General features: G+C 70.9%; 24 protein-coding genes. 17 read left to right on the forward strand and 7 right to left on the reverse strand.

Going from position 1 to position 23754, the window contains the following annotated elements; all coding sequences use genetic code 11:
* Positions 1–22 precede the first annotated feature (22 nt).
* Entirely contained in the window at positions 23–1624 is a 1602-nt protein-coding gene (locus tag ABZ939_RS01240) for an ABC-F family ATP-binding cassette domain-containing protein (protein ID WP_361847375.1), read from the reverse strand.
* Positions 1625–1812: 188 nt separating this feature from the next.
* Positions 1813–2676, reverse strand: a complete 864-nt coding sequence (locus ABZ939_RS01245) for a sigma factor-like helix-turn-helix DNA-binding protein (protein WP_361847378.1) — start codon at positions 2674–2676, stop codon at positions 1813–1815.
* Positions 2677–2888: 212 nt separating this feature from the next.
* Here ABZ939_RS01245 and argC point away from each other — a divergent pair, with 212 nt between their 5' ends.
* The 5 genes from argC (at position 2889) to ABZ939_RS01270 (ending at position 7983) form a co-directional block, all read left to right on the forward strand.
* Positions 2889–3917, forward strand: coding sequence for an N-acetyl-gamma-glutamyl-phosphate reductase (argC, locus tag ABZ939_RS01250; protein WP_361847381.1), 1029 nt, complete (start codon positions 2889–2891; stop codon positions 3915–3917).
* Between the two features lie 272 nt (positions 3918–4189).
* Entirely contained in the window at positions 4190–5341 is a 1152-nt protein-coding gene (argJ, locus tag ABZ939_RS01255; RefSeq protein ID WP_361847384.1) for a bifunctional glutamate N-acetyltransferase/amino-acid acetyltransferase ArgJ, read from the forward strand.
* Positions 5338–6240 (forward strand): acetylglutamate kinase, encoded by a 903-nt coding sequence (argB, locus tag ABZ939_RS01260; RefSeq protein WP_361847387.1) that lies wholly within the window; start codon positions 5338–5340, stop codon positions 6238–6240. The genes argJ and argB overlap by 4 nt, the downstream gene beginning before the upstream one ends.
* On the forward strand, positions 6237–7439 hold the full coding sequence (locus ABZ939_RS01265) for an acetylornithine transaminase (RefSeq protein ID WP_361847390.1): 1203 nt from the start codon (positions 6237–6239) through the stop codon (positions 7437–7439). Before argB ends, ABZ939_RS01265 begins: the two co-directional genes overlap by 4 nt.
* Before the next feature lie 7 nt (positions 7440–7446).
* Positions 7447–7983 carry an arginine repressor gene (locus ABZ939_RS01270; protein WP_361847393.1) on the forward strand — a complete coding sequence of 179 codons (537 nt, stop codon included), beginning with the start codon at positions 7447–7449 and terminating at the stop codon, positions 7981–7983.
* Between the two features lie 246 nt (positions 7984–8229).
* Here the strand turns inward: ABZ939_RS01270 and ABZ939_RS01275 are convergent, their stop codons facing one another.
* A complete protein-coding gene (locus ABZ939_RS01275; RefSeq protein ID WP_361847396.1) occupies positions 8230–8505 on the reverse strand; it encodes a lasso peptide biosynthesis PqqD family chaperone in 276 nt (91 codons plus the stop codon).
* 125 nt (positions 8506–8630) lie between these two features.
* Between ABZ939_RS01275 and ABZ939_RS01280 the strand changes: the two genes are divergently transcribed.
* A complete protein-coding gene (locus ABZ939_RS01280) occupies positions 8631–9827 on the forward strand; it encodes an argininosuccinate synthase (protein ID WP_361847399.1) in 1197 nt (398 codons plus the stop codon).
* 103 nt (positions 9828–9930) lie between these two features.
* A complete protein-coding gene (gene argH, locus ABZ939_RS01285; protein WP_361847402.1) occupies positions 9931–11358 on the forward strand; it encodes an argininosuccinate lyase in 1428 nt (475 codons plus the stop codon).
* 12 nt (positions 11359–11370) lie between these two features.
* Here argH and ABZ939_RS01290 read toward each other — a convergent pair whose 3' ends face one another.
* Positions 11371–11880 carry an HAD domain-containing protein gene (locus tag ABZ939_RS01290; protein ID WP_361847405.1) on the reverse strand — a complete coding sequence of 170 codons (510 nt, stop codon included), beginning with the start codon at positions 11878–11880 and terminating at the stop codon, positions 11371–11373.
* A gap of 85 nt (positions 11881–11965) precedes the next feature.
* Here ABZ939_RS01290 and ABZ939_RS01295 point away from each other — a divergent pair, with 85 nt between their 5' ends.
* On the forward strand, positions 11966–12517 hold the full coding sequence (locus ABZ939_RS01295; protein WP_361847408.1) for a helix-turn-helix domain-containing protein: 552 nt from the start codon (positions 11966–11968) through the stop codon (positions 12515–12517).
* Entirely contained in the window at positions 12514–14061 is a 1548-nt protein-coding gene (locus ABZ939_RS01300) for an MFS transporter (protein ID WP_361847411.1), read from the forward strand. Before ABZ939_RS01295 ends, ABZ939_RS01300 begins: the two co-directional genes overlap by 4 nt.
* A 78-nt stretch (positions 14062–14139) precedes the next feature.
* On the opposite strand, the gene ABZ939_RS01305 is transcribed toward ABZ939_RS01300, so the two are convergent.
* A complete protein-coding gene (locus ABZ939_RS01305) occupies positions 14140–14811 on the reverse strand; it encodes a lysophospholipid acyltransferase family protein (RefSeq protein ID WP_158985569.1) in 672 nt (223 codons plus the stop codon).
* A gap of 227 nt (positions 14812–15038) precedes the next feature.
* Between ABZ939_RS01305 and ABZ939_RS01310 the strand changes: the two genes are divergently transcribed.
* From ABZ939_RS01310 to ABZ939_RS01320, 3 genes are all read left to right on the forward strand, one after another.
* Entirely contained in the window at positions 15039–16184 is a 1146-nt protein-coding gene (locus ABZ939_RS01310; RefSeq protein ID WP_361847414.1) for a glycerophosphodiester phosphodiesterase, read from the forward strand.
* Between the two features lie 203 nt (positions 16185–16387).
* Positions 16388–16909, forward strand: a complete 522-nt coding sequence (locus tag ABZ939_RS01315; protein ID WP_361847417.1) for a sigma-70 family RNA polymerase sigma factor — start codon at positions 16388–16390, stop codon at positions 16907–16909.
* 38 nt (positions 16910–16947) lie between these two features.
* Positions 16948–17430: a GNAT family N-acetyltransferase gene (locus ABZ939_RS01320; protein ID WP_361847420.1), complete on the forward strand. Its 483-nt coding sequence runs from the start codon at positions 16948–16950 to the stop codon at positions 17428–17430.
* Here ABZ939_RS01320 and ABZ939_RS01325 read toward each other — a convergent pair.
* Positions 17427–17837 carry a hypothetical protein gene (locus ABZ939_RS01325; RefSeq protein WP_361847422.1) on the reverse strand — a complete coding sequence of 137 codons (411 nt, stop codon included), beginning with the start codon at positions 17835–17837 and terminating at the stop codon, positions 17427–17429. The two genes, ABZ939_RS01320 and ABZ939_RS01325, sit on opposite strands and share 4 nt — an antisense overlap.
* Entirely contained in the window at positions 17837–18199 is a 363-nt protein-coding gene (locus ABZ939_RS01330) for a hypothetical protein (RefSeq protein WP_329122724.1), read from the reverse strand. The genes ABZ939_RS01325 and ABZ939_RS01330 overlap by 1 nt, the downstream gene beginning before the upstream one ends.
* Before the next feature lie 605 nt (positions 18200–18804).
* On the opposite strand from ABZ939_RS01330, the gene ABZ939_RS01335 reads away from it, so the two are divergent.
* From ABZ939_RS01335 to cbiE, 5 genes are all read left to right on the forward strand, one after another.
* Entirely contained in the window at positions 18805–19851 is a 1047-nt protein-coding gene (locus ABZ939_RS01335; protein ID WP_361847425.1) for an ATP-binding cassette domain-containing protein, read from the forward strand.
* Positions 19848–20516, forward strand: a complete 669-nt coding sequence (locus ABZ939_RS01340; RefSeq protein WP_361847428.1) for a methionine ABC transporter permease — start codon at positions 19848–19850, stop codon at positions 20514–20516. Before ABZ939_RS01335 ends, ABZ939_RS01340 begins: the two co-directional genes overlap by 4 nt.
* Positions 20517–20632: 116 nt before the next feature.
* Positions 20633–21493: a MetQ/NlpA family ABC transporter substrate-binding protein gene (locus tag ABZ939_RS01345; protein WP_361847431.1), complete on the forward strand. Its 861-nt coding sequence runs from the start codon at positions 20633–20635 to the stop codon at positions 21491–21493.
* 176 nt (positions 21494–21669) lie between these two features.
* Entirely contained in the window at positions 21670–22305 is a 636-nt protein-coding gene (locus ABZ939_RS01350; protein ID WP_361847434.1) for a GNAT family N-acetyltransferase, read from the forward strand.
* 71 nt (positions 22306–22376) lie between these two features.
* Positions 22377–23579, forward strand: a complete 1203-nt coding sequence (gene cbiE / locus ABZ939_RS01355; RefSeq protein WP_361847437.1) for a precorrin-6y C5,15-methyltransferase (decarboxylating) subunit CbiE — start codon at positions 22377–22379, stop codon at positions 23577–23579.
* Positions 23580–23754 lie beyond the last annotated feature (175 nt).

Consider the following 23754-nt stretch of genomic DNA (forward strand, 5'->3'; position numbering starts at 1 on the left):
CGCGATCCGGCCCCGGGACCGGCTACGCCAAGGTCACCAGGTCCCGGTACTCCTCGCTCCACAGGTCCTCGTCCGCGTCCGGCAGCAACAGCACCCGTTCCGGCCGCAGCGCGTCGATCGCCCCCTCGTCGTGCGTGACCATCACGATCGCGCCCGGATACGTGCCCACGGCGGCCAGGACCTCGTCCCGCGACGCCGGGTCCAGGTTGTTCGTGGGCTCGTCCAGGAGCAGGACGTTCGCGCCCGAGTGGACGAGGCCGGCGAGCGCGAGCCGGGTCTTCTCGCCGCCCGACAGGACCTCCGCCCGCTTCTCGGCGTCGTCGCCCCGGAACAGGAAAGCCCCGAGGACACCCCGTACCTCCCCGTCCGTCAGATGAGGAGCGGCCGCGGCCAGGTTCTCGCGGACCGTGCGGTCGGGGTCGAGCGTCTCGTGCTCCTGGGCGAAGTACCCGACACGCAGGCCGGGACCGTGCACCACGCGCCCGGAGTCGGGAACCTCCCGTCCGGCCAGCAGACGCAGCAGCGTGGTCTTGCCCGCGCCGTTGAGCCCGAGGACCACGAGCCGGCTGCCCCGGTCCACGGCGAGGTCGACGCCGTCGAGGACCGGGCGCCCCTCCCCGTACGCCTTGGTCAGCGATACGGCTCCGAGCGGCATCCGACCGCACGGCGCGGGCTCGGGGAGCCGGATACGGGCCACTTGATCGGCCCGGCGTGCGGGTTCGAGCCCGGAGAGCAGGCGGTCGGCGCGGCGGGCCATGCTCCTGGCCGTCGTCGCGGTCGCGACCCGTGACTTCATCCGCTCCGCCTGGGCGTGCAGGGTGGCCGCCTTGCGTTCGGCGTTGGCCCGCTCGCGGGTCCGGCGGCGCTCGTCGGCGTCCCGCTGGGCGAGGTACGCGGCCCAGCCGGTGTTGTGGATGTCGATCGTGGCGCGCTGCGGATCGAGGTGGAAGACGCGGTTGACGGTGTCGGCCAGGAGGCCGATGTCGTGGCTGATCACCACGAGACCGCCCTGATGAGCCGTCAGGAAGCCGCGCAGCCAGCCGATTGAGTCGGCGTCGAGGTGGTTGGTCGGCTCGTCGAGCAGCAGCGTGCCCTCGCGGCCGTGTCCCGCGAACAGGATCCTGGCCAGCTCGACCCGCCGCTTCTGGCCGCCGGAGAGCGTGCCGACGGCCCGCCCCATCATCTCGGCGGGCAGGCCGAGTCCGGCGGCGACCCGCGCGGCCTCGGCCTCGGCGGCGTACCCGCCGCGCGCCTCGAACTCCGCCTCGGCGCGGGCGTACGCGGCCATGGTCCGCGCGTCGCCGGTGTCGCCGAGGGCGGTCGCCGCGGCCTGCAGGGCGTGCGCGGCGCGGTCGAGCCCGCGCGCGGAGAGGATCCGGTCCGCGACGCTGACGGCCGGGTCGGCTGCGCGGGAGTCCTGCGGGAGATGGCCGAGCTCGCCGGTGTGGGTGACGGACCCCGCGGCCGGGCGGCGCAGCCCGGCCAGGGTGTCGAGGAGGGTGGTCTTCCCGGCGCCGTTGCGGCCGACCAGGCCGATCCGGTCGCCGGGGGCGATGTGGAAGGAGATGTCGGACAGCAGCAGCCGGGCGCCGGCGCGCACGTCGGCACCACGAACGGTGATCATGGGGTAACGCTCCGAAAAAGCAGAAGGACACACGGGTGGCGTGGAAGCGGGTCCTTGAGCTAGGAGATTCGGGGCGTAGACATGCCGTCGAGGCTAACGGGGGCCATGGGGGACGCGCACCCGAGTTTTCCGCCCGGGGCGCGCGGGGTCAGGCCCGGCCCGGGCCCCGGAGGGCGCGGGGACACCGGTCAGCACTCCGGAAACACCAGGTCCAGTCCGCGCAGCCGCTCCTGGTCGGTCGTGATGTCGAGGGCGGTGATCCGTTCGCCCCGGATCGTGAACGCCACGGCGGAGACCGGTCGCCCTTCCCTGAACGTGACGACCCCCGTCGCACCGTTCACCAGCGCGGGCTTCGCCACCGCGGCGAGCCGGGCGAACGTGGCGGCCCCCTCCGCGACGGCGGGCGCGCCGTGGACCGGACCGTTCTCGGAGTACGCCACGACATCGGGGTCCAGGACGGCGGCGAGGGCCCGCGCGTCCCGCGCGCGGGCGGCGGCGAGGAACACCTCGACGACCGCGCGCCGGCGCCCCGGCTCGTCTTCCGCCTCCGTACCGCCGGAGTCCCGCCCGCCCGAGCCCCGCACCCGGTGCCGCGCCCGTCCGGCGAGGCGTTCCGCCTCCTCGGGGGAGCAGCCGGTGATCCGTGCGATCTCGCGCAGCGGCAGGCCGAACAGATCGTGCAGGACGTAGGCGAGCCGCTCGTCCGGCGCCATCGACTCCAGTACGACGAACAGGGCGAGCCACACGGAGTCGACAGCGCCCCCGGCGCCCGCCGCGCCTACAGTCTCCCTGGCCTCACCCCGGCCCGGCGGTCCGTACCCGCCCGGCGGTCCGTACGCGCCTGCGGCCCGGGTCCGGAGCCTGTCCACGCACACCCGCCCGACCGCGACCGCCAGCCAGCTCTCGACCCCGTCGAGCCGCGTCCGCGCCTCACGCAGCGCCTCCTCCGCCTCGCCGTGCGATCCGAGCATCCGGCGGGCGATGGCCCGCAGCCGGTCCTGGTGGGCGTCGAACCGCCTGGCAAGAAACTCCTGGTCGTACATGGTGGTCATCACTCCTCGTCGCTTCCTTCACTGCCATGACGGGCGTGAGGGCGCGGGTGTGACGCTGCTCCGTAACGGGGACCAGGGTGAGACTGGATGTATGGGCAGCAGTGCGGGCCCCGCGAGTTCGGGCCGTTCCCACGGCGCGCGGGGGCCGGATTTCATCTTTGCATAAAACTGCGGAGCTGCGTATAGTCATGCCATCCAGGAGGAGGGTTTCGATGACGGTACGAGCAGCAGTGGCAGGCGCGAGCGGATACGCGGGTGGAGAGCTCCTGCGTCTCCTCCTCGGCCACCCCGAGGTGGAGATCGGCACACTGACCGGCCGCTCCAACGCCGGACAGCAGCTCGGGGCCCTCCAGCCCCACCTCCTCCCGCTCGCCGACCGCGTCCTCGCGCCGACCACCGCCGAGGAGCTGGTCGGGCACGACGTCGTCTTCCTCGCGCTTCCGCACGGCCAGTCCGCCGCCGTCGCCGAGCAGCTCGGGCCCGACGTCCTGGTCATCGACATGGGCGCCGACTTCCGGCTGAAGGACTCCGCCGACTGGGAGACGTTCTACGGGTCCCCGCACGCCGGGACCTGGCCCTACGGCCTTCCCGAACTGCCGGGTGCCCGCGCCGCGCTGGAGGGGTCCAGGCGCATCGCGGTGCCCGGCTGCTTCCCCACCGCCGTCTCCCTCGCGCTCTTCCCCGCGTACGAGAACGGTCTCGCCGAACCCGAGGCCGTGATCGTCGCCGCCACCGGCACGTCCGGCGCGGGCAAGGCCCTCAAGCCGCACCTGCTCGGCAGCGAGGTCATGGGCAACGTGACGCCGTACGGCGTCGGCGGCGGCCACCGGCACACCCCCGAGATGATCCAGAACCTGAGCGGCCTGGCCGGCGAGCGCGTCAGCGTCTCCTTCACGCCGACCCTCGCCCCGATGTCCCGCGGCATCCTCGCCACCTGCTCCGCCAAGGCGAAGCCCGGTGCGACCGCGGAGACCGTACGGGCCGCCTACGAGAAGGCTTTCGCGGACGAGCCGTTCGTCCACCTGCTCCCCGAGGGCCGGTGGCCGTCCACGGCATCCGTCCAGGGTTCCAACGCCGTTCAGATCCAGGTCACGTACGACGAGGCCGCGAACCGGATCATCGCCATCAGCGCCATCGACAACCTCACCAAGGGCACCGCCGGCGGCGCGGTCCAGAGCATGAACATCGCCCTCGGGCTTCCCGAGGACACGGGACTTTCGACGATGGGGGTCGCTCCGTGAGCGACGCACGCGCAGCCGCCGGGCCGCAGACGAAGACGATGCCCGCGCCTCTGCGCTGCGCGGGCGGAGAAGCGAACGGAACAGCACGGTGAGCGACGCACGCGCAGCCGCCGGGCCGCAGACGAGGGCGATGCCCGCGCCTCTGCGCTGCGCGGGCGGAGAAGCGAACGGAGCAGCACGGTGAGCGGCGCACGCGCAGCCGCCGGGCCGCAGACGAAGACGATGCCCGCGCCTCTGCGCTGCGTGGGCGGAGAAGCGAACGGAGAATCACAGTGAGCGTCACCGCAGCGAAGGGATTCACGGCGGCCGGTATCGCCGCCGGGATCAAGGAGAACGGCAACCCGGACCTGGCCCTCGTGGTCAACAACGGGCCCCGCCGCGCCGCCGCCGGCGTCTTCACCTCCAACCGCGTCAAGGCCGCGCCCGTCCTGTGGTCCCAGCAGGTCCTGACCGCGGGTGAGCTGGCGGCCGTCGTCCTCAACTCCGGCGGCGCCAACGCCTGTACGGGCCCGCAGGGCTTCCAGGACACCCACGCGACCGCCGAGAAGGTGGCCGAGCTCCTCCAGGTCGGCGCCGGCGAGGTCGCCGTCGCCTCCACCGGCCTCATCGGCCTGCTGCTCCCCATGGACAAGGTTCTGTCCGGCGTCGAGAAGGCCGTCGGCGAGCTGTCCGAGCACGGCGGCGAGAAGGCCGCCATCGCCATCAAGACCACCGACACCGTCCACAAGACCTCCGTGGTCACCAAGGACGGCTGGACCGTCGGCGGTATGGCGAAGGGCGCGGGCATGCTCGCCCCGGGCCTGGCCACCATGCTCGTCGTCGTCACCACCGACGCCGATATGGAGAGCAAGGACCTCGACTCGGCGCTGCGGCAGTCCACCAAGGTCACCTTCGACCGGGTCGACTCCGACGGCTGCATGTCCACCAACGACACCGTCCTCCTGCTCGCCTCCGGCGCCTCCGGCATCACCCCGGCGTACGAGGAGTTCGCCGAGGCCGTGACGGACGTCTGCCAGGACCTCGCCCGCCAGCTCATCGGCGACGCCGAGGGCGCCAGCAAGGACATCCGTATCGAGGTGATCAACGCCGCGACCGAGGACGACGCCGTCGAGGTGGGCCGCTCCATCGCCCGCAACAACCTCCTCAAGTGCGCCATCCACGGCGAGGACCCCAACTGGGGCCGGGTGCTCTCCGCCATCGGCACCACGCAGGCGGCCTTCGACCCCGACCGGCTCAACGTCGCCATCAACGGCGTGTGGGTCTGCAAGAACGGCTCGGTGGGCGAGGACCGTGACCTCGTCGACATGCGCTTCCGTGAGGTCACGATCACCGCCGACCTCGCCGCCGGTGCCGAGTCCGCGGTCATCTGGGCCAACGACCTCACCGCCGACTACGTCCACGAGAACAGCGCGTACTCGTCATGACCGGAACCCGTAAGCACACCGCGCTCCCGAAGGCCCAGATCCTCATCGAGGCGCTGCCCTGGCTGACCCGCCACAACGGCAAGACGGTCGTCATCAAGTTCGGCGGCAACGCCATGATCGACGACGAGCTCAAGGCAGCCTTCGCCCAGGATGTCGTCTTCCTCCGTCACGCCGGCCTCAAGCCGGTCGTCGTGCACGGCGGCGGCCCGCAGATCAGCGCCGCCCTGGACCGCCACGGCATCGTCAGCGAGTTCAAGGCCGGCCTGCGCGTCACCACCGAGGACGCCATGGACGTCGTACGGATGGTCCTCGCCGGGCAGGTCCAGCGCGAGCTCGTCGGCCTGCTCAACCAGCACGGCCCGTTCGCCATCGGCATGACCGGCGAGGACGCGCACACCATCACGGCCACCAAGCACCAGCCGGTCATCGAGGGCGAACAGGTCGACATCGGCCGGGTCGGCGAGATCACCGCCATCGACACCGGCGCCATCGAGGCGCTCCTGGAGGACGGCCGGATCCCGGTCATCTCCTCCATCGCCCGTTCCCAGGACGACGGACATGTCTACAACGTCAATGCTGATACGGCGGCTGCGGCTCTCGCTGCGGCGCTTGGCGCCGAGACCCTGATGGTCCTGACCGACGTCGAGGGCCTCTACGAGGACTGGCCGAACAGCGACGAGGTCATCAGCCGGCTCACCGCGAGCCAGCTGGAGAAGCTCCTGCCCGAGCTCTCCAGCGGAATGGTCCCCAAGATGGAGGGCTGCCTGCACGCCGTACGCAACGGGGTCACCACGGCCCGTGTGATCGACGGCCGGGTCCAGCACTCGATCCTGCTGGAGATCTTCACCGACGAGGGCATCGGCACGATGGTCGTGCCGGACGAGAAGGGGGAGTCGTGAGCGGCAACGAGGAACTGACCCGGCGGTGGCAGGGCTCGCTGATGGACAACTACGGCACGCCCCGGCTGCCGCTCGTCCGCGGCGAGGGCGCCAAGGTCTGGGACGCCGACGGCACCGAGTACCTCGACTTCGTCGGCGGCATCGCCGTCAACGCCCTCGGTCACGCGCACCCGGCCATCGTCGAGGCCGTATCGCGGCAGATCGCGTCCCTCGGCCATGTCTCCAACCTCTTCGTCGCCGAGCCGCCCGTCGCCCTCGCCGAGCGGCTGCTCCAGCTCTTCGGCCGGCCCGGGCGGGTCTTCTTCTGCAACTCCGGGGCCGAGGCCAACGAAAGCGCCTTCAAGATCGGCCGGCTGACCGGCCGGACCCACATGGTCGCCACCGAGGGCGGCTTCCACGGCCGGACCATGGGCGCGCTCGCGCTCACCGGCCAGCCCGGCAAGCAGACCCCGTTCCTGCCGCTCCCCGGCGACGTCACGCACGTCCCGTACGGAGACGTGGAGGCCCTGCGCGCGGCCGTCACCGAGGACACGGCCCTGGTGATCATCGAGCCGATCCAGGGCGAGAACGGCGTCGTCGTCCCGCCCGTCGGCTACCTCCAGGCCGCCCGCGAGATCACCCGCGCCACCGGCACCCTCCTCGTCCTCGACGAGGTCCAGACGGGCATCGGCCGGACCGGCCACTGGTTCGAGTACCAGGGCCACGACGGCGTCGAGCCCGACATCGTGACCCTCGCCAAGGGCCTCGGCGGCGGGCTGCCGCTCGGCGCGACCGTCGCCTTCGGCGAGGCGGCCGAGCTGTTCACGCCCGGCCACCACGGCACGACGTTCGGCGGAAACCCGGTCGCCTGCGCCGCCGGCCTCGCCGTGATCGACACCCTCGCGACCGGCGGAACCCTCGACGAGGTCAAGCGTCTCGGCGAGAAGCTGCGCAGCGGAATCGAGGGTCTGAACCATCCGCTGGTCTCCTATGTCCGTGGTGCGGGCCTCCTGCTGGGTATCGTGCTCACCGAGTCCCTCGCGCCCCAGGTGCAGCAGGCGGCTCAGGACGCCGGTCTCCTGGTGAACGCGCCCGCCCCCGATGTCGTACGGCTCATGCCGGCACTGACCATCGGAGACGCGGAGGTGGACGCATTCCTGGCAGTGCTCCCCGGTGTCCTCGACGAAGCGGTGAACGGGGAAGGACGAACCGGAGAATGAGACGACGATGACCGACGCGCAGGAATCCGAGCACGGCGGGCCGTCCGTTCCGCAGACCCGCACCGCACGCCACCGCAGGATCGTCGACATCCTCAACCGGCAGCCGGTGCGCTCGCAGAGCCAGCTCGCCAAGCTCCTCGCGGACGACGGGCTGAGCGTCACCCAGGCGACGCTCTCCCGCGACCTCGACGAGCTCGGCGCCGTGAAGATCCGCAACACGGGCGGAGAGCTGATCTACGCGGTGCCCAGCGAGGGCGGTTTCCGCACCCCGCAGGCGCCGCTCGGTGAGTCCGCCAAGGAGGAGAGAATGCGGCGCCTCTCCGGCGAACTGCTGATCTCCGCCGAGGCCTCCGCCAACCTGGTGGTCCTGCGGACCCCGCCGGGGGCGGCCCAGTTCCTCGCGTCGGCCATCGACCAGGCCGAACTCCACGCGATCCTCGGCACGATCGCGGGTGACGACACGCTGCTGCTGATCTCCCGCGACCCCGCGGGCGGCCAGGCACTCGCCGATCACCTCCTGCGGTTGGCGCAGAACGACCGCTGAGGGTTCAGCCGGTAGGCACATGGTGACGGTCGGTACGGAGGAACGGCCGGCCGTCACCCACCTCGCTTCGCGTGCAGATCGCGGTCCTTGTCGTACGTCATGAACGGGCTCGGCGCTGCCCGAGGGCGGCACCGCGGCCCAGCCGGACGAGCACCGCACGGAGGCGGCCCGGCGGCCGGAGGGCCGGCAACCGGGCCAGACCGACGACCCCATGGACCTGGGCGCACCGCCACGGGCCGGAGACTTTCATGGCCGGCCGTCCTCCCCACGTACCAGCAGGCCCGAGGCGAAGAGAGCGGCGACCAGCTCCTGCACGTCGTGGTGGACGCTGTCGGCGTCGACGCCGTACTCGTCGGCCAGTTCCCGCACGGCCGCCTCCGCCGGGCGTCCGGCGAGCAGGGCGCGCAGCACCTGGACCCCCGTGGAATTCAGTTGCCAGTAGCTGCCCCGCTCCTCGTCGAGCAGCGCGAGCCCGTACTCGGTCTGGGCGAAGGACACGCCGTCGCGCAGGCGTGGGGTCATGGCTGTGCCTCCGTTCTGTAGCGGGCATGTCCAGTCTCGCGCTCCGGATCCGGGCGTCGATTGACGAATCATGCGGAGGAATGCATACTCATGCATGTCAGTGCTTGCAAGGTAAGGAGAAAACCATGGCCGAGCGCGTCGTACTCGCCTACTCGGGCGGCCTGGACACCTCCGTAGCCATCGGCTGGATCGCAGAGGAGACGGGCGCCGAGGTCATCGCCGTCGCCGTGGACGTCGGCCAGGGCGGCGAGGACCTGGACGTCATCCGCAAGCGCGCGCTCGCCTGCGGTGCGGTCGAGGCCGAGGTCGCGGACGCCAAGGACGAGTTCGCCGACGAGTACTGCCTCCCGGCGATCAAGGCCAACGCCCTCTACATGGACCGGTATCCGCTGGTCTCGGCGCTCTCCCGGCCGACCATCGTCAAGCACCTCGTCGCCGCCGCCAGGAAGCACGACGCCGGCATCGTCGCCCACGGCTGCACCGGCAAGGGCAACGACCAGGTCCGCTTCGAGGCCGGGATCCAGGCCCTCGGCCCGGATCTGAAGTGCATCGCCCCGGTCCGTGACTACGCCATGACCCGGGACAAGGCGATCGCCTTCGCCGAGAAGGCGAACCTGCCCATCGCGACCACCAAGAAGTCCCCGTACTCCATCGACCAGAACGTCTTCGGCCGCGCCGTCGAGACCGGATTCCTCGAGGACATCTGGAACGCGCCGATCGAGGACATCTACGAGTACACGCAGAACCCCGCCACCCCGCGCGAGGCCGACGAGGTCGTCATCTCCTTCAAGGAGGGCGTGCCCGTGGCCGTCGACGGCAGGCCCGTCACCGTGCTCCAGGCCATCCAGCAGCTCAACGAGCGGGCCGGCGCCCAGGGCATCGGCCGGATCGACATGGTCGAGGACCGGCTCGTGGGCATCAAGTCCCGCGAGGTCTACGAGGCTCCCGGCGCGATCGCCCTGATCACCGCCCACCAGGAGCTGGAGAACGTCACCGTCGAGCGCGAGCTGGCCCGCTACAAGCGGCAGGTCGAGCAGCGCTGGGGCGAGATGGTCTACGACGGCCTGTGGTTCTCCCCGCTCAAGCGCGCCCTCGACGGCTTCATCAACGAGGCCAACCAGCACGTCACCGGCGATATCCGGATGACCCTGCACGGCGGCCGCGCCGTCGTCACCGGCCGGAGGTCCGAGGAGTCGCTGTACGACTTCAACCTCGCGACGTACGACTCGGGCGACACCTTCGACCAGTCCAAGGCGCAGGGCTTCATCGACATCTTCGCGCTGTCCGCGAAGATCGCCGCACGGCGTGATCTGCGGGCGTAGCCCGACGTGACCTCGCCCGACCACGACTCGTTCCACAACCGCCTCCCCGAGGGTTCCCCGGCAGGGAGGCGGCCTTGTACCCACCCCTTGAGGAGCAGTAGCTGTGAGCAGCAACAACGGTGACGTCCGGCTCTGGGGCGGCCGTTTCGCCGACGGTCCCGCCGAGGCCCTGGCAAAGCTGTCCGCGTCGGTCCACTTCGACTGGCGGCTCGCGCCGTACGACATCGCCGGTTCCCGCGCCCACGCGCGCGTGCTCCACAAGGCGGGGCTGCTCACCGAGGACGAGCTGACGCGCATGCTCGCCGGCCTCGACCAGCTCGAAGCGGACGTGGCCTCGGGCGAGTTCGTCGGCACCATCGCCGACGAGGACGTCCACACCGCCCTGGAGCGGGGCCTCCTGGAGCGCCTCGGCCCCGACCTCGGCGGCAAGCTGCGCGCGGGCCGGTCCCGCAACGACCAGGTCGCCACTCTCTTCCGGATGTACCTGCGCGACCACGCCCGGATCATCGGCGGTCTGATCGCCGACCTCCAGGACGCCCTCGTCGGCCTCGCCGAGGCCCACCCGGACGTCGCCATGCCGGGCCGGACCCACCTCCAGCACGCCCAGCCGGTGCTCTTCGCCCACCATGTCCTCGCCCATGTCCAGTCCCTCTCCCGGGACGCGGAGCGGCTGCGGCAGTGGGACACCCGGACCGCCGTCTCCCCGTACGGCTCCGGCGCGCTGGCCGGGTCCTCCCTCGGGCTCGACCCGGAGGCGGTCGCCAAGGACCTCGGCTTCGAGCGCGGCTCGGCGGGCAACTCCATCGACGGCACGGCCTCGCGCGACTTCGTGGCCGAGTTCGCCTTCGTCACCGCGATGATCGGGATCAACCTCTCCCGTATCGCGGAGGAGATCATCATCTGGAACACGAAGGAGTTCTCCTTCGTGACCCTGCACGACGCCTTCTCCACCGGCTCGTCGATCATGCCGCAGAAGAAGAACCCGGACATCGCCGAGCTGGCCCGGGGCAAGTCGGGCCGTCTCATCGGCAACCTCAGCGGTCTGATGGCCACCCTCAAGGCCCTGCCGCTCGCCTACAACCGCGATCTCCAGGAGGACAAGGAGCCCGTCTTCGACTCCTGCGACCAGCTGGAGGTCCTGCTCCCCGCCTTCACCGGCATGATGGCGACGCTCACCGTCAACCGGGAGCGCATGGAGGAGCTGGCCCCGGCCGGCTTCTCGCTCGCCACCGACATCGCCGAGTGGCTGGTCAAGCAGGGCGTGCCGTTCCGGGTGGCGCACGAGGTCGCGGGCGAGTGCGTGAAGGTCGCCGAGGCGGAGGGCAAGGAGCTCGACGAGCTCACGGACGACCAGTTCGTGAAGATCTCCGAGCACCTGACCCCCGAGGTCCGCACGGTCCTCAACGTCCCGGGCGCGCTCGCCTCCCGTGACGGTCGCGGCGGTACGGCTCCGTCGGCGGTCGCCGCCCAGCTGGTGGAGGTCAAGGCGGACCTGGTGATCCAGCACGCCTGGGCCACCGCCAAGAAGTAGTCCGCAGCAGCGTCACAGCGCCGCCGCCCAGTCCGCGAGCGCGTCGAAGTCCGGCCGGAGCAGTCCGAGCCGGGGATCGATGTGCAGCAACAGGGCGGCGGCGAGGTGGTTCTGGTCCACATACTCGTGGTCGTACGAGGTGATGTCGTCGTCGACCCAGGCGAACGGCCGCGCGGCCGCGTACTCCAGGATGTACTGCGTCTTCCAGAAGGTCCCGCGAGGGGCCTTTCCGTGCATCTGGGGCCAGTCGATGAACGGCAGCTCGGGCAGCCCGAGATGCGGCCCGATCCAGTCGTTCGCCTCGCCCTTCCAGGTCGTCGCCCAGACCAGCTCGTACGCCTCGGCGAGCGCGAGCAGCTCGCTTCCGTGGTCGGGGTTGAGCCAGACTCGCAGCGGCTTCGCCCCCGTCCAGCCCGTCGGGTGCATCCGGTGCGTGCCGTATCCCTCGGGGCGGCGTTCGGGCTTCGCCGCATAAGGATTCAGCGGCCCGTCCACGTCGATCAGCAGCAGCGGCTTCGTCATGTTCACAGCATTCCTTCCAGCCTCGCGGTGAGGCGTCGATTTATCGAATGAGACATTGATGTCTCATTCGGTGTATGGTTGTCTCATGTCAGTCGACCGCACCCAGGTGCTCCGCTCCGCTGCCGCCCTGCTCTCCCGGAAATCGACCGCCACCATGGACGAGGTCGCCCGGGCCGCGGGCATCGGCCGCGCCACCCTGCACCGGCACTTCGCCGGGCGGGACGCGCTGGTCAGGGCGCTGGAGGCGATGGGCATCGAGGAGTTCGAAGCCGCGCTCGACGCGGCACGGCTCGACGACGGTCCGGCCGACGACGCCCTGCGGCGCCTCGTCGCCGAATCCGAGCCCTGCGCGCAGCTGCTGGCCTTCCTCGTCACCGAGAACCAGCTCTTCGAGGGCGACCAGGTCAACGAGGGCTGGGCCCGGCTCGACGCGAGGGTCAGCGACCTCTTCAGGCGCGGCCAGGAGCAGGGCACCTTCCGGATCGACCTGAGCCCCGCCTGGCTCACCGAGGCCCTCTACGGCCTCATCTCTTCCTGCGCCTGGTCCGTCATGGACGGCAGGGTCGCGGCCAAGGACTTTCACTACATGACCACCGAGCTGCTGCTCGGTGGCGCACGACGGAGCGTGGAGCAATGAGCGGGACCCGGCAACTGACCCCGACGCAGGGCACGGAGGTGAAGAGCCCCGGCCGCTGGCTCGCCCTCGCGGTGCTGGTCCTGGCCGTCCTGCTGGTCGCGGTGGACGCCACCGTACTCGGTCTCGCGACGCCCTCGCTCAGCGAGGACCTCAAGCCGTCCGGCACGCAGCTGCTGTGGATCGGCGACATCTACTCCTTCGTCATCGCCGGCCTGCTCGTCTCCATGGGCTCCCTCGGCGACCGGATCGGCCGCAAGAAGCTGCTCCTGATCGGTGCGACCGCCTTCGGCGCCGTCTCCGTGCTCAACGCGTACGCCACCAGCCCCGAGATGATGATCGTCGCCCGCGCGCTCCTCGGTGTCGCCGGTGCGACCCTGATGCCGTCGACCCTGGCGCTGATCCGGAACATCTTCCACGACCCCAAGGAGCGCAGTCTCGCCATCGGTATCTGGGGCGCCACCGCCTCGGCCGGCGCGGCCATCGGCCCGGTCGTCGGCGGGGCGCTGCTCCAGCACTTCTACTGGGGCTCGGTCTTCCTCATCAACCTGCCCGTCATGGCCGTCCTGGTCCTCGTCGGCATCAAGCTGCTGCCCGAGTCCAAGAACCCGGTCGCCGGCCCCTGGGACCTGATCAGCGTCGGGCTCTCGCTCGTCGGCATCATCGGCGTCGTCTACGCGGTCAAGGAACTCGCCTCCCACGGCCCGTCCATGGAGGCCGGGGGCGCCGTCGCCATCGGCGCCGCCGCCCTCTACGCCTTCGTCCGGCGCCAGTACGCGCTGACCGCGCCGCTGCTCGACATGCGGCTGTTCAAGCACCGCGGCTTCTCGGGCGCGGTCCTGGCCGACCTGCTCACCGTCTTCGGACTGTCCGGACTGGTCTTCTTCCTCTCCCAGTTCCTGCAACTCGTCCAGGGGCGTGAGCCGCTGGAGGCCGGCCTGGCCGAACTGCCCGCCGCCGTCGGCGCGGTGGTCACCGGTCTGATCGCGGGCCGGTACGCCCGGCGGTTCTCGGTACGGGGCATCGTGGCCGGTGGTCTCGCCGCGATCGGACTCGCGCTCGCCGTCATCACCCTGGTCCACCGGGAGACCGGCTACCCGCTGCTCGGCGCGGCCCTGCTCGTCGTCGGCCTCGGCGCCGGATTCTCGTTCACCGTCACCGCCGACGTGATCCTCTCCAGCGTGCCCAAGGAGCAGGCCGGTTCGGCCTCCGCCGTCTCCGAGACCGCATACGAACTGGGCGCGGCGCTCGGCATCGCGCTCCTCGGCTCGATAGTCACCGGCGTCTACCAGGGCTTCACGACCCCGGCGGGCGTCCCCTCGGATGCCGCCGCGGCGGCCCACGAGTCGCTCGGCGGCGCGGTCGAGGCCTCCGCGGGGCTCGCCCCCGACACGGCGACCACCCTGGTCGCGTCGGCCCAGGACGCCTTCGTGGACGGCCTGAACATCGCGGCGGGCGTCGGCGCCGCGGTCCTCCTCGCCACGGCGGCCGCGGCCTGGTTCCTGCTGAAGGGCCAGAAGCTGGAGGACGGGGTGGAGCACCCGTAACCCGCCGCGGGCCCAACACCACGGGGCCGGGATCCTTCTCGAGGATCCCGGCCCCGTGGGCCTACCTGCTCGCGACCGCTACGCGGCCTTCGCCTTGGTGGCGTACATGTCCACGTACTCCTGGCCGGACAGCCGCATCACCTCGGACATCACCGAGTCCGTCACCGCCCGCAGCACATAGCGGTCCCGGTCCATCCCCTCGTACCGCGAGAACTCCATCGGCTCGCCGAACCGCACCGTCACCCGGCCCGGCCGGGGCAGACCCGCCCCGCCCGGCTGGATCTTGTCCGTGCCGATCATCGCGAACGGCACCACCGGCGCGCCGGTCATCAGCGTGAGGCGCGCGATGCCGGTACGACCCCGGTACAGCCGGCCGTCGGGGGAGCGGGTGCCCTCCGGGTAGATCGAGAAGATCTTGCCCTCCTCCAGCACCCGGCGGCCCGTCATCAGCGCCGCGACACCGCCCCGGCCGCCGTCGCGGTCCACCGGGATCATGCCGACGCTGGTGAAGAACCAGGCCATCAGCCGGCCCTTGACGCCCTTGCCCGTCACGTACTCGTCCTTGCCGATGAAGAAGACCGGGCGGTCCGTGCAGATCGGCATGATCATCGAGTCGATGAAGGTGAGGTGGTTGCCCGCGAGGATCACCGGACCCGTTCCCGGGATGTTCTCGGCGCCCTCCACACGTGGGCGGAACATCAGGCGCAGGATCGGTCCGAGCACTGCCTTGATGAGGGCCAGACGGGACAACGGTTCCTCCGGTGTCGGGACGGACGGCGTCGGTGTGTGGGGGAGTATGCAGGTGAGGACGATACTCGCGGGTCACCACCGTACGCACATCGGGTTCACCGAGTGGATACGCAGTGTTGACGTGTGTTTCCGCCATGTTCGACCAGGGTCTGCCGCGAGGAGGGGGTGACTGCCTACGGTCGGAGCAGCTGTTGACAGGTGCGGGACATCACATCGAAGGAGCCTTCATGACACAGGGTGAGCACCGGAGCCCGGCCCGGCGGACGGTCCTCGGGGCGGCGGGCGCGGCCGTACTGGGCGCCTCGACGGTCCTGCCCACGGGCGCCGCGCAGGCCGCCGAGGCACGGGGCAAGGGCCACGGCTTCCGCTCCCTCCCCGTCCCCACGGTCATCGCCCACCGCGGCGCCAGCGGCTATCGCCCCGAGCACACCCTCGGCTCCTACCAGCTCGCGCTCGACCTCGGCGCCCATGTGATCGAACAGGATCTCGTCCCCACGAAGGACGGCCATCTGGTCTGCCGGCACGAGAACGACATCACCGGCACGACCGATGTCGCCGACCACCCGGAGTTCGCCTCCCGCAGGACCACCAAGTCCGTCGACGGGGTCTCCCTCACCGGATGGTTCACCGAGGACTTCACGCTCGCCGAGCTCAAGACGCTGCGCGCCAAGGAGCGCATCCCCGGCACCCGCCAGGAGAACACCCTCTACGACGGCCGCTGGCAGATTCCGACCTTCGAGGAGGTGCTGCGCTGGGCCGAGCAGGAGGGCCGCCGCCGGGGCCGCGAGGTCTGGCTGCACGCCGAGACCAAGCACCCCACCTACTTCCGCTCCCTCGGCCTCGGCCTGGAGGAGCGCCTCGCCAAGCTGCTGCGCCGGTACGGGCGCCACCGCGCCGACTCCCCGGTCTTCCTGCAGTCCTTCGAGCCGAGCAGCATCCAGCGCCTCGCCAAGCTGGTGAACTCCCCGCGCGTGGTGCTGCTCTCCGCCGCGAGCAGCCGCCCCTGGGACTTCGTCCAGGCGGGCGACCCGCGCACGGTCGCCGACCTCGTCACGCCCCAGGGCCTGCGCTGGATCGCCTCGTACGCGCAGGGCATCGGCCCCACCCTGGACCTGGTCATCCCGCGCGACGCGAGCGGCCGCCTCGGGAGCCCGACCACCCTGGTGCGCGACGCGCACGCGGAGGGCCTGATCCTCCACCCGTACACCCAGCGCAACGAGAACAGCTTCCTGCCGGCCGAATACCGCCGAGGCACGGACCCGACAGCCTACGGAGACGTCTTCGGCGCCCTGAAGACCTACCTGTCGACCGGCATCGACGGCATCTTCTCCGACAACCCGGACACGGCCCTCCTGGCAGCGGCGGACTTGTAAGGCCCTGTTGTGAGCATTCGTCCCGCGGTGGGGGTCCCCAGGCCGAAGTCCTAGGGGGACGGGTGGGCACAACGCCCCGGGGCCGGCGCCTTTCGCAAGGACGTCCACCCCGGGGCGCGGCCCGCACTGCATGAACGGCACCCACGCGAGTGGTTTACGCACGAGCCCGCAACCGCCCGCCGCCCCGGCCCGTCGTCCCCGGCATGACCGCCACCGACGCCCACCTCCTCCGCACCCTCGCCCCTCTTCTCGCCGCCGAATCGAACGCAGAGGCCCCCGCCGCCGGCGTCGACGCGGGCGACATCGAACAGGCCGTCTGGCTCAAACTCCTCGAACGGCTCCAGGACGACGACGCGCCCACCCGCCCCGCCGACTGGCTGCGCCGGGCCGTCCGCGCAGAGGCGCGCCGCGCCCGCCGCGCGGTCCTGCGGGAACGCCCCTACCAGGAGGAGGCCGCCGAACCGCACGACTCCCCCGAGAGCTCGGCCCTCGTGGCCGAACGCCGCCGCGTCGTGCGCGCGGCCGTCCGCCGTACCCCCGGCCACTGCCCGCGCCTGCTCACCGCGATGCTCGATCCGGCCGACCCCACCTACCGGGAAATCGCAGGGGAGTTGGGTATCTCACAGGGCAGTCTGGGGCCGATGCGTTCCCGCTGCCTGGGATGCCTGCGCAGAATGCTGGCTGCAGAGGTTCCCGCATCGACCTCGAGGGGAAAGGTGCGGTAGACCGACCGGTGGACCAGGTGAGCGGGAGGCATGCGCACATGGGCATGAGCGTGACCATCTCAGCGGCAACCGCGCAGGACGCGGAGCACATACTCAAGCTGCAGTACCTCTGTTACCAGAGCGAGGCCGAGCTCTACGGCGACTACTCCATCGAGCCTCTCACCCAGACCCTGGACGCCCTCAAGGCCGAACTCGCCCAGGGCCACGGCCTCGTGGCGCGCCTCGGCGACGAGGTCGTCGCCTCCGTACGAGGGCGGGTCGACGAGACCGGCACCGTACGGATCGCCAAGCTCATCGTCCACCCGCGGATGCAGCGCCACGGACTCGGCGGCCGGCTGCTCGACGCCATCGAGAGCCACTTCGCCGGTGACCCGGCCCCCGTCGCCAAGCGCTTCCAGCTCTTCACCGGCCACCGCAGCGAGGGCAACCTGAGGCTGTACCGCAGCAAGGGCTACGAGCAGGTCGCCACGCGTGAGATCGGCCCGCGGCTCACGCTCGTGACCCTGGAGAAGGCCGCCTAGGCGCTCGTCCGGGACCGGCGCAGCCACCAGATCCCGGTCACCGGCAGCAGTACCGGAATGAAGATGTAGCCGTAGCCGTAGTCCGACCAGACCGTGGCGTCGGGGAACGCGGACGGGTCCGCCAGTGTCCAGGTCCCCACGGTCAGTACGCCCACCAGCTCGGCGGCGCAGCACACCAGCGCCGCCCTGCGGGCCGTCTCCCCGCCCCGGACCAGCGTGTACGTGATGAAGGCGTACACCACGGCCGCCACCGCCGACAGCGAGTACGCGAGCGGCGCCCGGTCGAACTCGGTCGCGATCTGGTAGATCGAGCGGGAGACCGCGCCGACCGACATCACTCCGTACAGCCAGACCAGCAGCATGCCGGGGCCCTTGACCAGGCGGGCGGTTCCCTCGGTCGCGGTCATCAGCCCACCGTCCAGATGTCGAAGAGACGCACCTCGAGGACGGCGAGCACGACCGCGCCGGCCGCCACCGTCGCCGAGCCCCAGCGGCTCCGCTCCGCGAGCGACATGAAGCCGGCTGCCGGCACGGCGCAGAGCGAGCCCAGCAGATACGCGACGAAGATCGTCGTGCCCTCCTCGGCCTTCTCGCCGCGCGACAGCTGCACGATGCCCACGATCAGCTGGACCAGGGCGAGGAAGGTCACCACGGCCATGCCGATGAAGTGCCAGTCCTTGGTCGGCTGATCGCGGGTGAAGGCGAAGCCGCACCAGGCGGCGAGGGCGAGCGCGGCCACCGAAACCGCGACCGTCAGGGCGTCAAGCATGGGCCCGAGGGTATTACGGGCCAAGAGACCCGATGCTCTCGCCCCCCACCGTGTGGAGCCGCGCGGCCCCCACTGTGCGGTAGGCATGAGGACCGTGGCCTTGGCCACAAGCCACGGCCGATCCGAGGTCGTGCCGATGTCGTCGTGGCCGGCCTGGCGGAGCCATCCACGCAGGCCACGCCCGGGGTACCGGAGGCCGCCCCCGGTGCGCGACGGCCGGGCGAGGTGTCCGGATGGCATCTCGGCGACGTCCGCTATTCGGACACTCCGGATCCGGCCTGACAGGTGCGTGCTTTACTTGCAGCCATGACCACGACGAGCAGCCGCACCCTTGCGACCGAGGCGATCACGACGCCCGGTGCTCGTTGTATGTGTCGAATGTGCGCCTTCTGAGGGCCCCCGCCTGAGCCTCGCGCCCCGAAGCGAGACCCCGACGGCCGAGCCGATCCGCCCGCCCTTCCGGCGCCGGACCGTGCCCGCCCCGCGCACGCGCTGCCGCCCGGTCACCCACCGGACCAGCCGACTTCGCGCCTGACTGTCCGAATGACGAATGCCCCGTGCCCGGCGGACCCCGCGCCGCGCACTCGACAGTGACGGAAACCCCTGTGATCACCACTTCGGGCCTGACCAAGGTCTACGAGTCGCGCGGCCGCCAGGTCACCGCTCTGGACGGCGTCGACCTCCACGTCCGCGAGGGCGAGGTGTTCGGCGTGATCGGCCAGAGCGGCGCCGGCAAGTCCTCGCTCATCCGCTGCGTCAATCTCCTGGAGCGACCCACCTCCGGCACCGTGACCGTCGACGGCGTCGACCTCACCGCGCTGGCGGCGAGCGGCCGCCGCGCCGGCAAGGACCTGCGCCGCGCCCGCAGCAGCATCGGCATGGTCTTCCAGCACTTCAACCTGTTGTCCTCGCGCACCGTCAAGGACAACATCGAGCTGCCGCTCGAGATCCTCGGCGTCTCCGGCGCCGAGCGCTCGCGCCGCGCCCTGGAACTCCTCGACCTCGTCGGCCTCGCCGACAAGGCGAAGTCCTACCCCGGCCAGCTCTCCGGCGGCCAGAAGCAGCGCGTCGGCATCGCCCGCGCCCTGGCCGGCAACCCCAAGGTGCTGCTCTCCGACGAGGCCACCAGCGCCCTCGACCCGGAGACCACCCGCTCCATCCTCCAGTTGCTGCGCGACCTCAACCGGCAACTCGGCCTCACCGTCCTGCTCATCACGCACGAGATGGACGTCGTCAAGACGATCTGCGACTCCGCCGCGCTGATGCAGAAGGGTCGGATCGTCGAGTCCGGCACCGTGAGCGAACTGCTCGCCACCCCCGGCTCCGAGCTGGCGGCCGAGCTCTTCCCCGTCAGCGGCGCCGCCACCGGCCCCGACCGCACGGTCGTCGACGTCACCTTCCACGGCGAGGCCGCCACCCAGCCGGTGATCTCGCAGCTCTCCCGTACGTACAACATCGACATCTCGATCCTCGGCGCCGCGATGGACACCGTCGGCGGCAAGCAGATCGGCCGGATGCGGATCGAACTGCCCGGACGGTACGAGGAGAACGTCGTGCCCGTCGGCTTCCTGCGCGAGCAGGGACTCCAGGTCGACGTCGTCGACGAGGAGACCGCGCCCACCGCGGAACTGGTCAAGGAAGGTGCCAAGTGACCTGGTCGGAGATGCAGCCGCTGCTTGAGCAGGGCACCGTCGACACGCTCTACATGGTCCTGTGGGCCACGCTCGTCACCGTCCTCGGCGGACTGCCGCTCGGCATCCTCCTCGTCCTCACGGACAAGGGCGGACTGCTGCAGAACACCGTGGTCAACAAGGTCGTCGGCGTGATCGTGAACATCGGCCGCTCGCTGCCGTTCATCATCCTGCTGATCGCCCTGATCCCCTTCACGACCTTCGTCGTCGGCACCTTCATCGGCCCCACCGCGATGATCGTGCCGCTCGCCATCGGCGCCATCCCGTTCTTCGCGCGCCTCGTCGAGACGGCGGTCCGCGAGGTCGACCACGGACTGGTCGAAGCCGTCCAGTCCATGGGCGGTTCGGTGCCCACGATCATCCGCAAGGTGCTGCTGCCGCAGGCGCTGCCCTCGCTGGTCTCCGGCGTCACCACCACCGTCATCGTGCTCGTCGGCTACTCCGCGATGGCCGGCGCGGTCGGCGGCGAGGGCCTCGGCTCCAAGGCCATCACCTACGGATACCAGCGCTTCGACACCCAGTTCATGCTGGTCACCGTCGTCGTCCTGATCGCGATCGTCACCGTCGTCCAGCTCATCGGCGACCTGGCCGTCCGCCTCCTCGCCCGCCGGGGACGCACCGCCTGACCGCGCCCCCGCCCGTCGCGCCGACCACCGCGCGACTCCACAGACTTCGATTTTCGAAGAAGAGCCCGGACTTGTTGTCCAGGCGTCCACCGCACCACCAGAAAGAGGCACTTTTCGTGCGTAAGAACATCAAGCTCGCCGCCGGTTTCGCCGCCACCACCGCGCTCGCCCTGGGCCTCACGGCCTGCGGCACCTCCTCCGACCCGTCCTCCTCCAAGGACGCGGCCGGATCCGCGGACAAGGCGCTCGTCGTCGCCGCGTCCCCGACGCCGCACGCCGACATCCTCAACTACGTCAAGGACAACCTCGCCGCGAAGGAGGGCCTGAAGCTGGAGGTGAAGGAGTTCACGGACTACGTCCTGCCGAACACCGCCACCGAGTCCGGCCAGGTCGACGCCAACTTCTTCCAGCACAAGCCGTACCTCGACGACTTCAACCTGAAGAACAAGACCCACATCGTCCCGGTGGTCAACGTCCACCTGGAGCCCCTCGGCCTCTACTCCAAGAAGGTCAAGGACCTCAAGGACCTGAAGGCCGGCCAGACCATCGCCGTCCCCAACGACACCACCAACGGCGGCCGCGCGCTCAAGCTGCTCGCCGACAACGGGCTCATCACCCTCAAGGACGGCGTCGGCTCCAACGGCAAGCTCTCCGACATCACCGACAAGAAGGGCCTGGAGTTCAAGGAGCTGGAGGCCGCCACCGTGCCCCGCGCCCTGAACGACGTGGACGCCGCGGTCGTCAACGGCAACTACGCCATCGAGGCCAAGCTCAACCCGGCCACCGACTCCCTGGCCCTGGAGAAGGCGGACGGCAACCCGTACGCCAACTTCCTTGCCGTCAAGGAGGGGAACGAGAAGGACGCCCGCGTGCAGAAGCTCGCCAAGCTCCTCAACTCGCCCGAGGTGAAGAAGTACATCGAGGACACCTACAAGAACGGTTCGGTCGTCCCGGCCTTCGGCGCCGTCGCCAAGTAAGGCCCGCAGTACAGTTCTTGTGACGAAGGCCCCCGCATCCCGTCCGGTGCGCGGGGCCTTTGTCGCACCCTCCCGTATCTGACGCCACATCGGACCCGGCCATGCGCACCGGCCGCTGCATGCTGCATGCTGTGCGTTCACGGTCGATTCGGACGGTCCACGGCATGGAGCTGCGCATGACTACCACCTTTCCGGACATCTCCATCAACACGGACCGGTTGGTGCTGCGCGCGCTCGAAGAGGCCGACGCCCCGGCCCTGGCCGAGATGATGAACGACGAGATGGTCGCGGCCTGGACGGCCGTCCCCCAGCCCTTCACCGAGGACGGCGCGCTCCGCTGGATCACCGAGTACGCCCCTACCGAACGCGAAGCCGGCCGCGGCCTCGACCTCGCCGTCACCGAGTTCCTCACTCAGCGCCTCGTCGGCATCATCCAGCTGGGCAAGACCAATTGGCATGTCAGGTCCACCGAGATGTCGTACATCATCGCGCCCTGGGCCCGCGGCGAGGGATACGCCTCCGAAGCCGCCCTCGCCACCGCCCAGTGGCTCTTCGGTGACCAGGGATTCGAACGCATCGAGCTGCGCACAGCCGCCGACAACACCGCCTCCCAGCAGGTCGCCCAGAAGATCGGCTGCATCAGCGAAGGCGTCCTGCGCGGCGCCTGCATAGCCCGCACCCGCACCGAGGACGGCACGTGGGCCGACCTCCGCACCGACTTCATCGTCTGGGGACTGCTCCCCGAGGACCTCGAAGGCGTCGCCGACCAGATGGCTGAGGCCGGATACTCCTCGTTCACCGACTGGAGCTGAGCCCGCCACCGATCCCGGGTACGCTCGACACGCTCCCCGACCTGCGACAAGACCTCAGGAGACAGACGACGATGGCCGACCGGGTCACGGTGATCGGCTGGGACGGCTCGCCCCTCACCGCAGCGGCCCGGTCCGCGCTCTCCGCCGCCACCCTCGTGGCCGGGGCCCCGCACCACCTCGCCCTGCCCGAGGTGCCGCCGGGCGCCGAGCGCATCCGCCTCGGCAGCGTCGACCTCGCCGCCCGCAGGATCGCCGGCCACCGAGGCACCGCCGTCGTCCTCGCCGACGGCGACCCCGGCTTCTTCGGCGTCGTCCGCACCCTGCGCGCCCCCGAGCACGGCCTCGAGGTCGAGGTCGTGCCCGCCGTCTCCTCCGTCGCCGCCGCCTTCGCCCGGGCCGGAATGCCCTGGGACGACGCCCGGATCGTCGTCGCCCACCAGCGCACCCTGCGCCGCGCCGTGAACGTCTGCCGCGCCCACCCCAAGGTCGCCGTCCTCACCTCGCCCGGCGCGGGTCCCGCCGAGCTCGCGCTCCTCCTCGACGGGGTGCACCGGACGTTCGTCATCTGCGAGGAACTCGGCACCGACCGCGAACAGGTCACCGTCCTCACCTCCGACAAGGCCGCCGACCACGCCTGGCGCGACCCGAACGTCGTGATCGTCATCGGCGGCTCCGCCGGCGGACAGGGCGGAGGCTGGCTGATGGGTCACGAGACCCCGGCCGTACGAGGCTGGGCGCTGCCCTCGGAGGAGACTGGTGGCGGCAGCGGCCAGGACCTGACCCTGCGCGCGGCGCAGCTCGCCCGGCTCGGCCCCCGCGTCGGCGACCTGGTCTGGGACATCGGCTGCGGCGGCGGCGCGTTCTCGGTCGAGGCCGCCCGCTTCGGCGCCGCCGTCATCGCCGTGGACGCCGACCCGGACGCGTGCGCCCGCACCGAGGCCGCTGCCCGCCGCAACGGCGTCCAGTTGCAGGCCGTGGCCGGCCGCGCCCCACACGTACTGGAACGGCTCCCCGAGCCCGATGTCGTACGGATCGGGGGCGGCGGCGTCCCCGTCGTCACCGCCTGCACCGACCGCAGGCCCGAAGCGATCGTCGCCCACGCCTCCACGCGCGACGAGGCGGAGGCCATCGGCGCCGCGCTCACCGACGGCGGCTACACCGTCGAATGCGCCCTGCTGCAGAGCGTCGGCCTGGACCCGAACGACTGGTCGGAACGGGACCGCACCGTCGTCTTCCTCCTCTCCGGACGCCGGATCGACCGCGCCGCCCCCTGACCGTGCCGCCCGGAGGGCCAGGTAGGCTGGCCGATTGTTGTACCGCAGCCGGACCTTCGGTGTTTTGTTCTCCAATGTCCGGAAGTAGGGGCTCCTTTGGGCCGCTGATGTGGTACGGAGCAACCGGGGGACGCGCGACGTGGCGCAGTCCACAGCGCACCGTGGCGGATCTCCC

The organism is Streptomyces sp. NPDC046712 (assembly GCF_040645695.1).
Classification (GTDB): domain Bacteria; phylum Actinomycetota; class Actinomycetes; order Streptomycetales; family Streptomycetaceae; genus Streptomyces.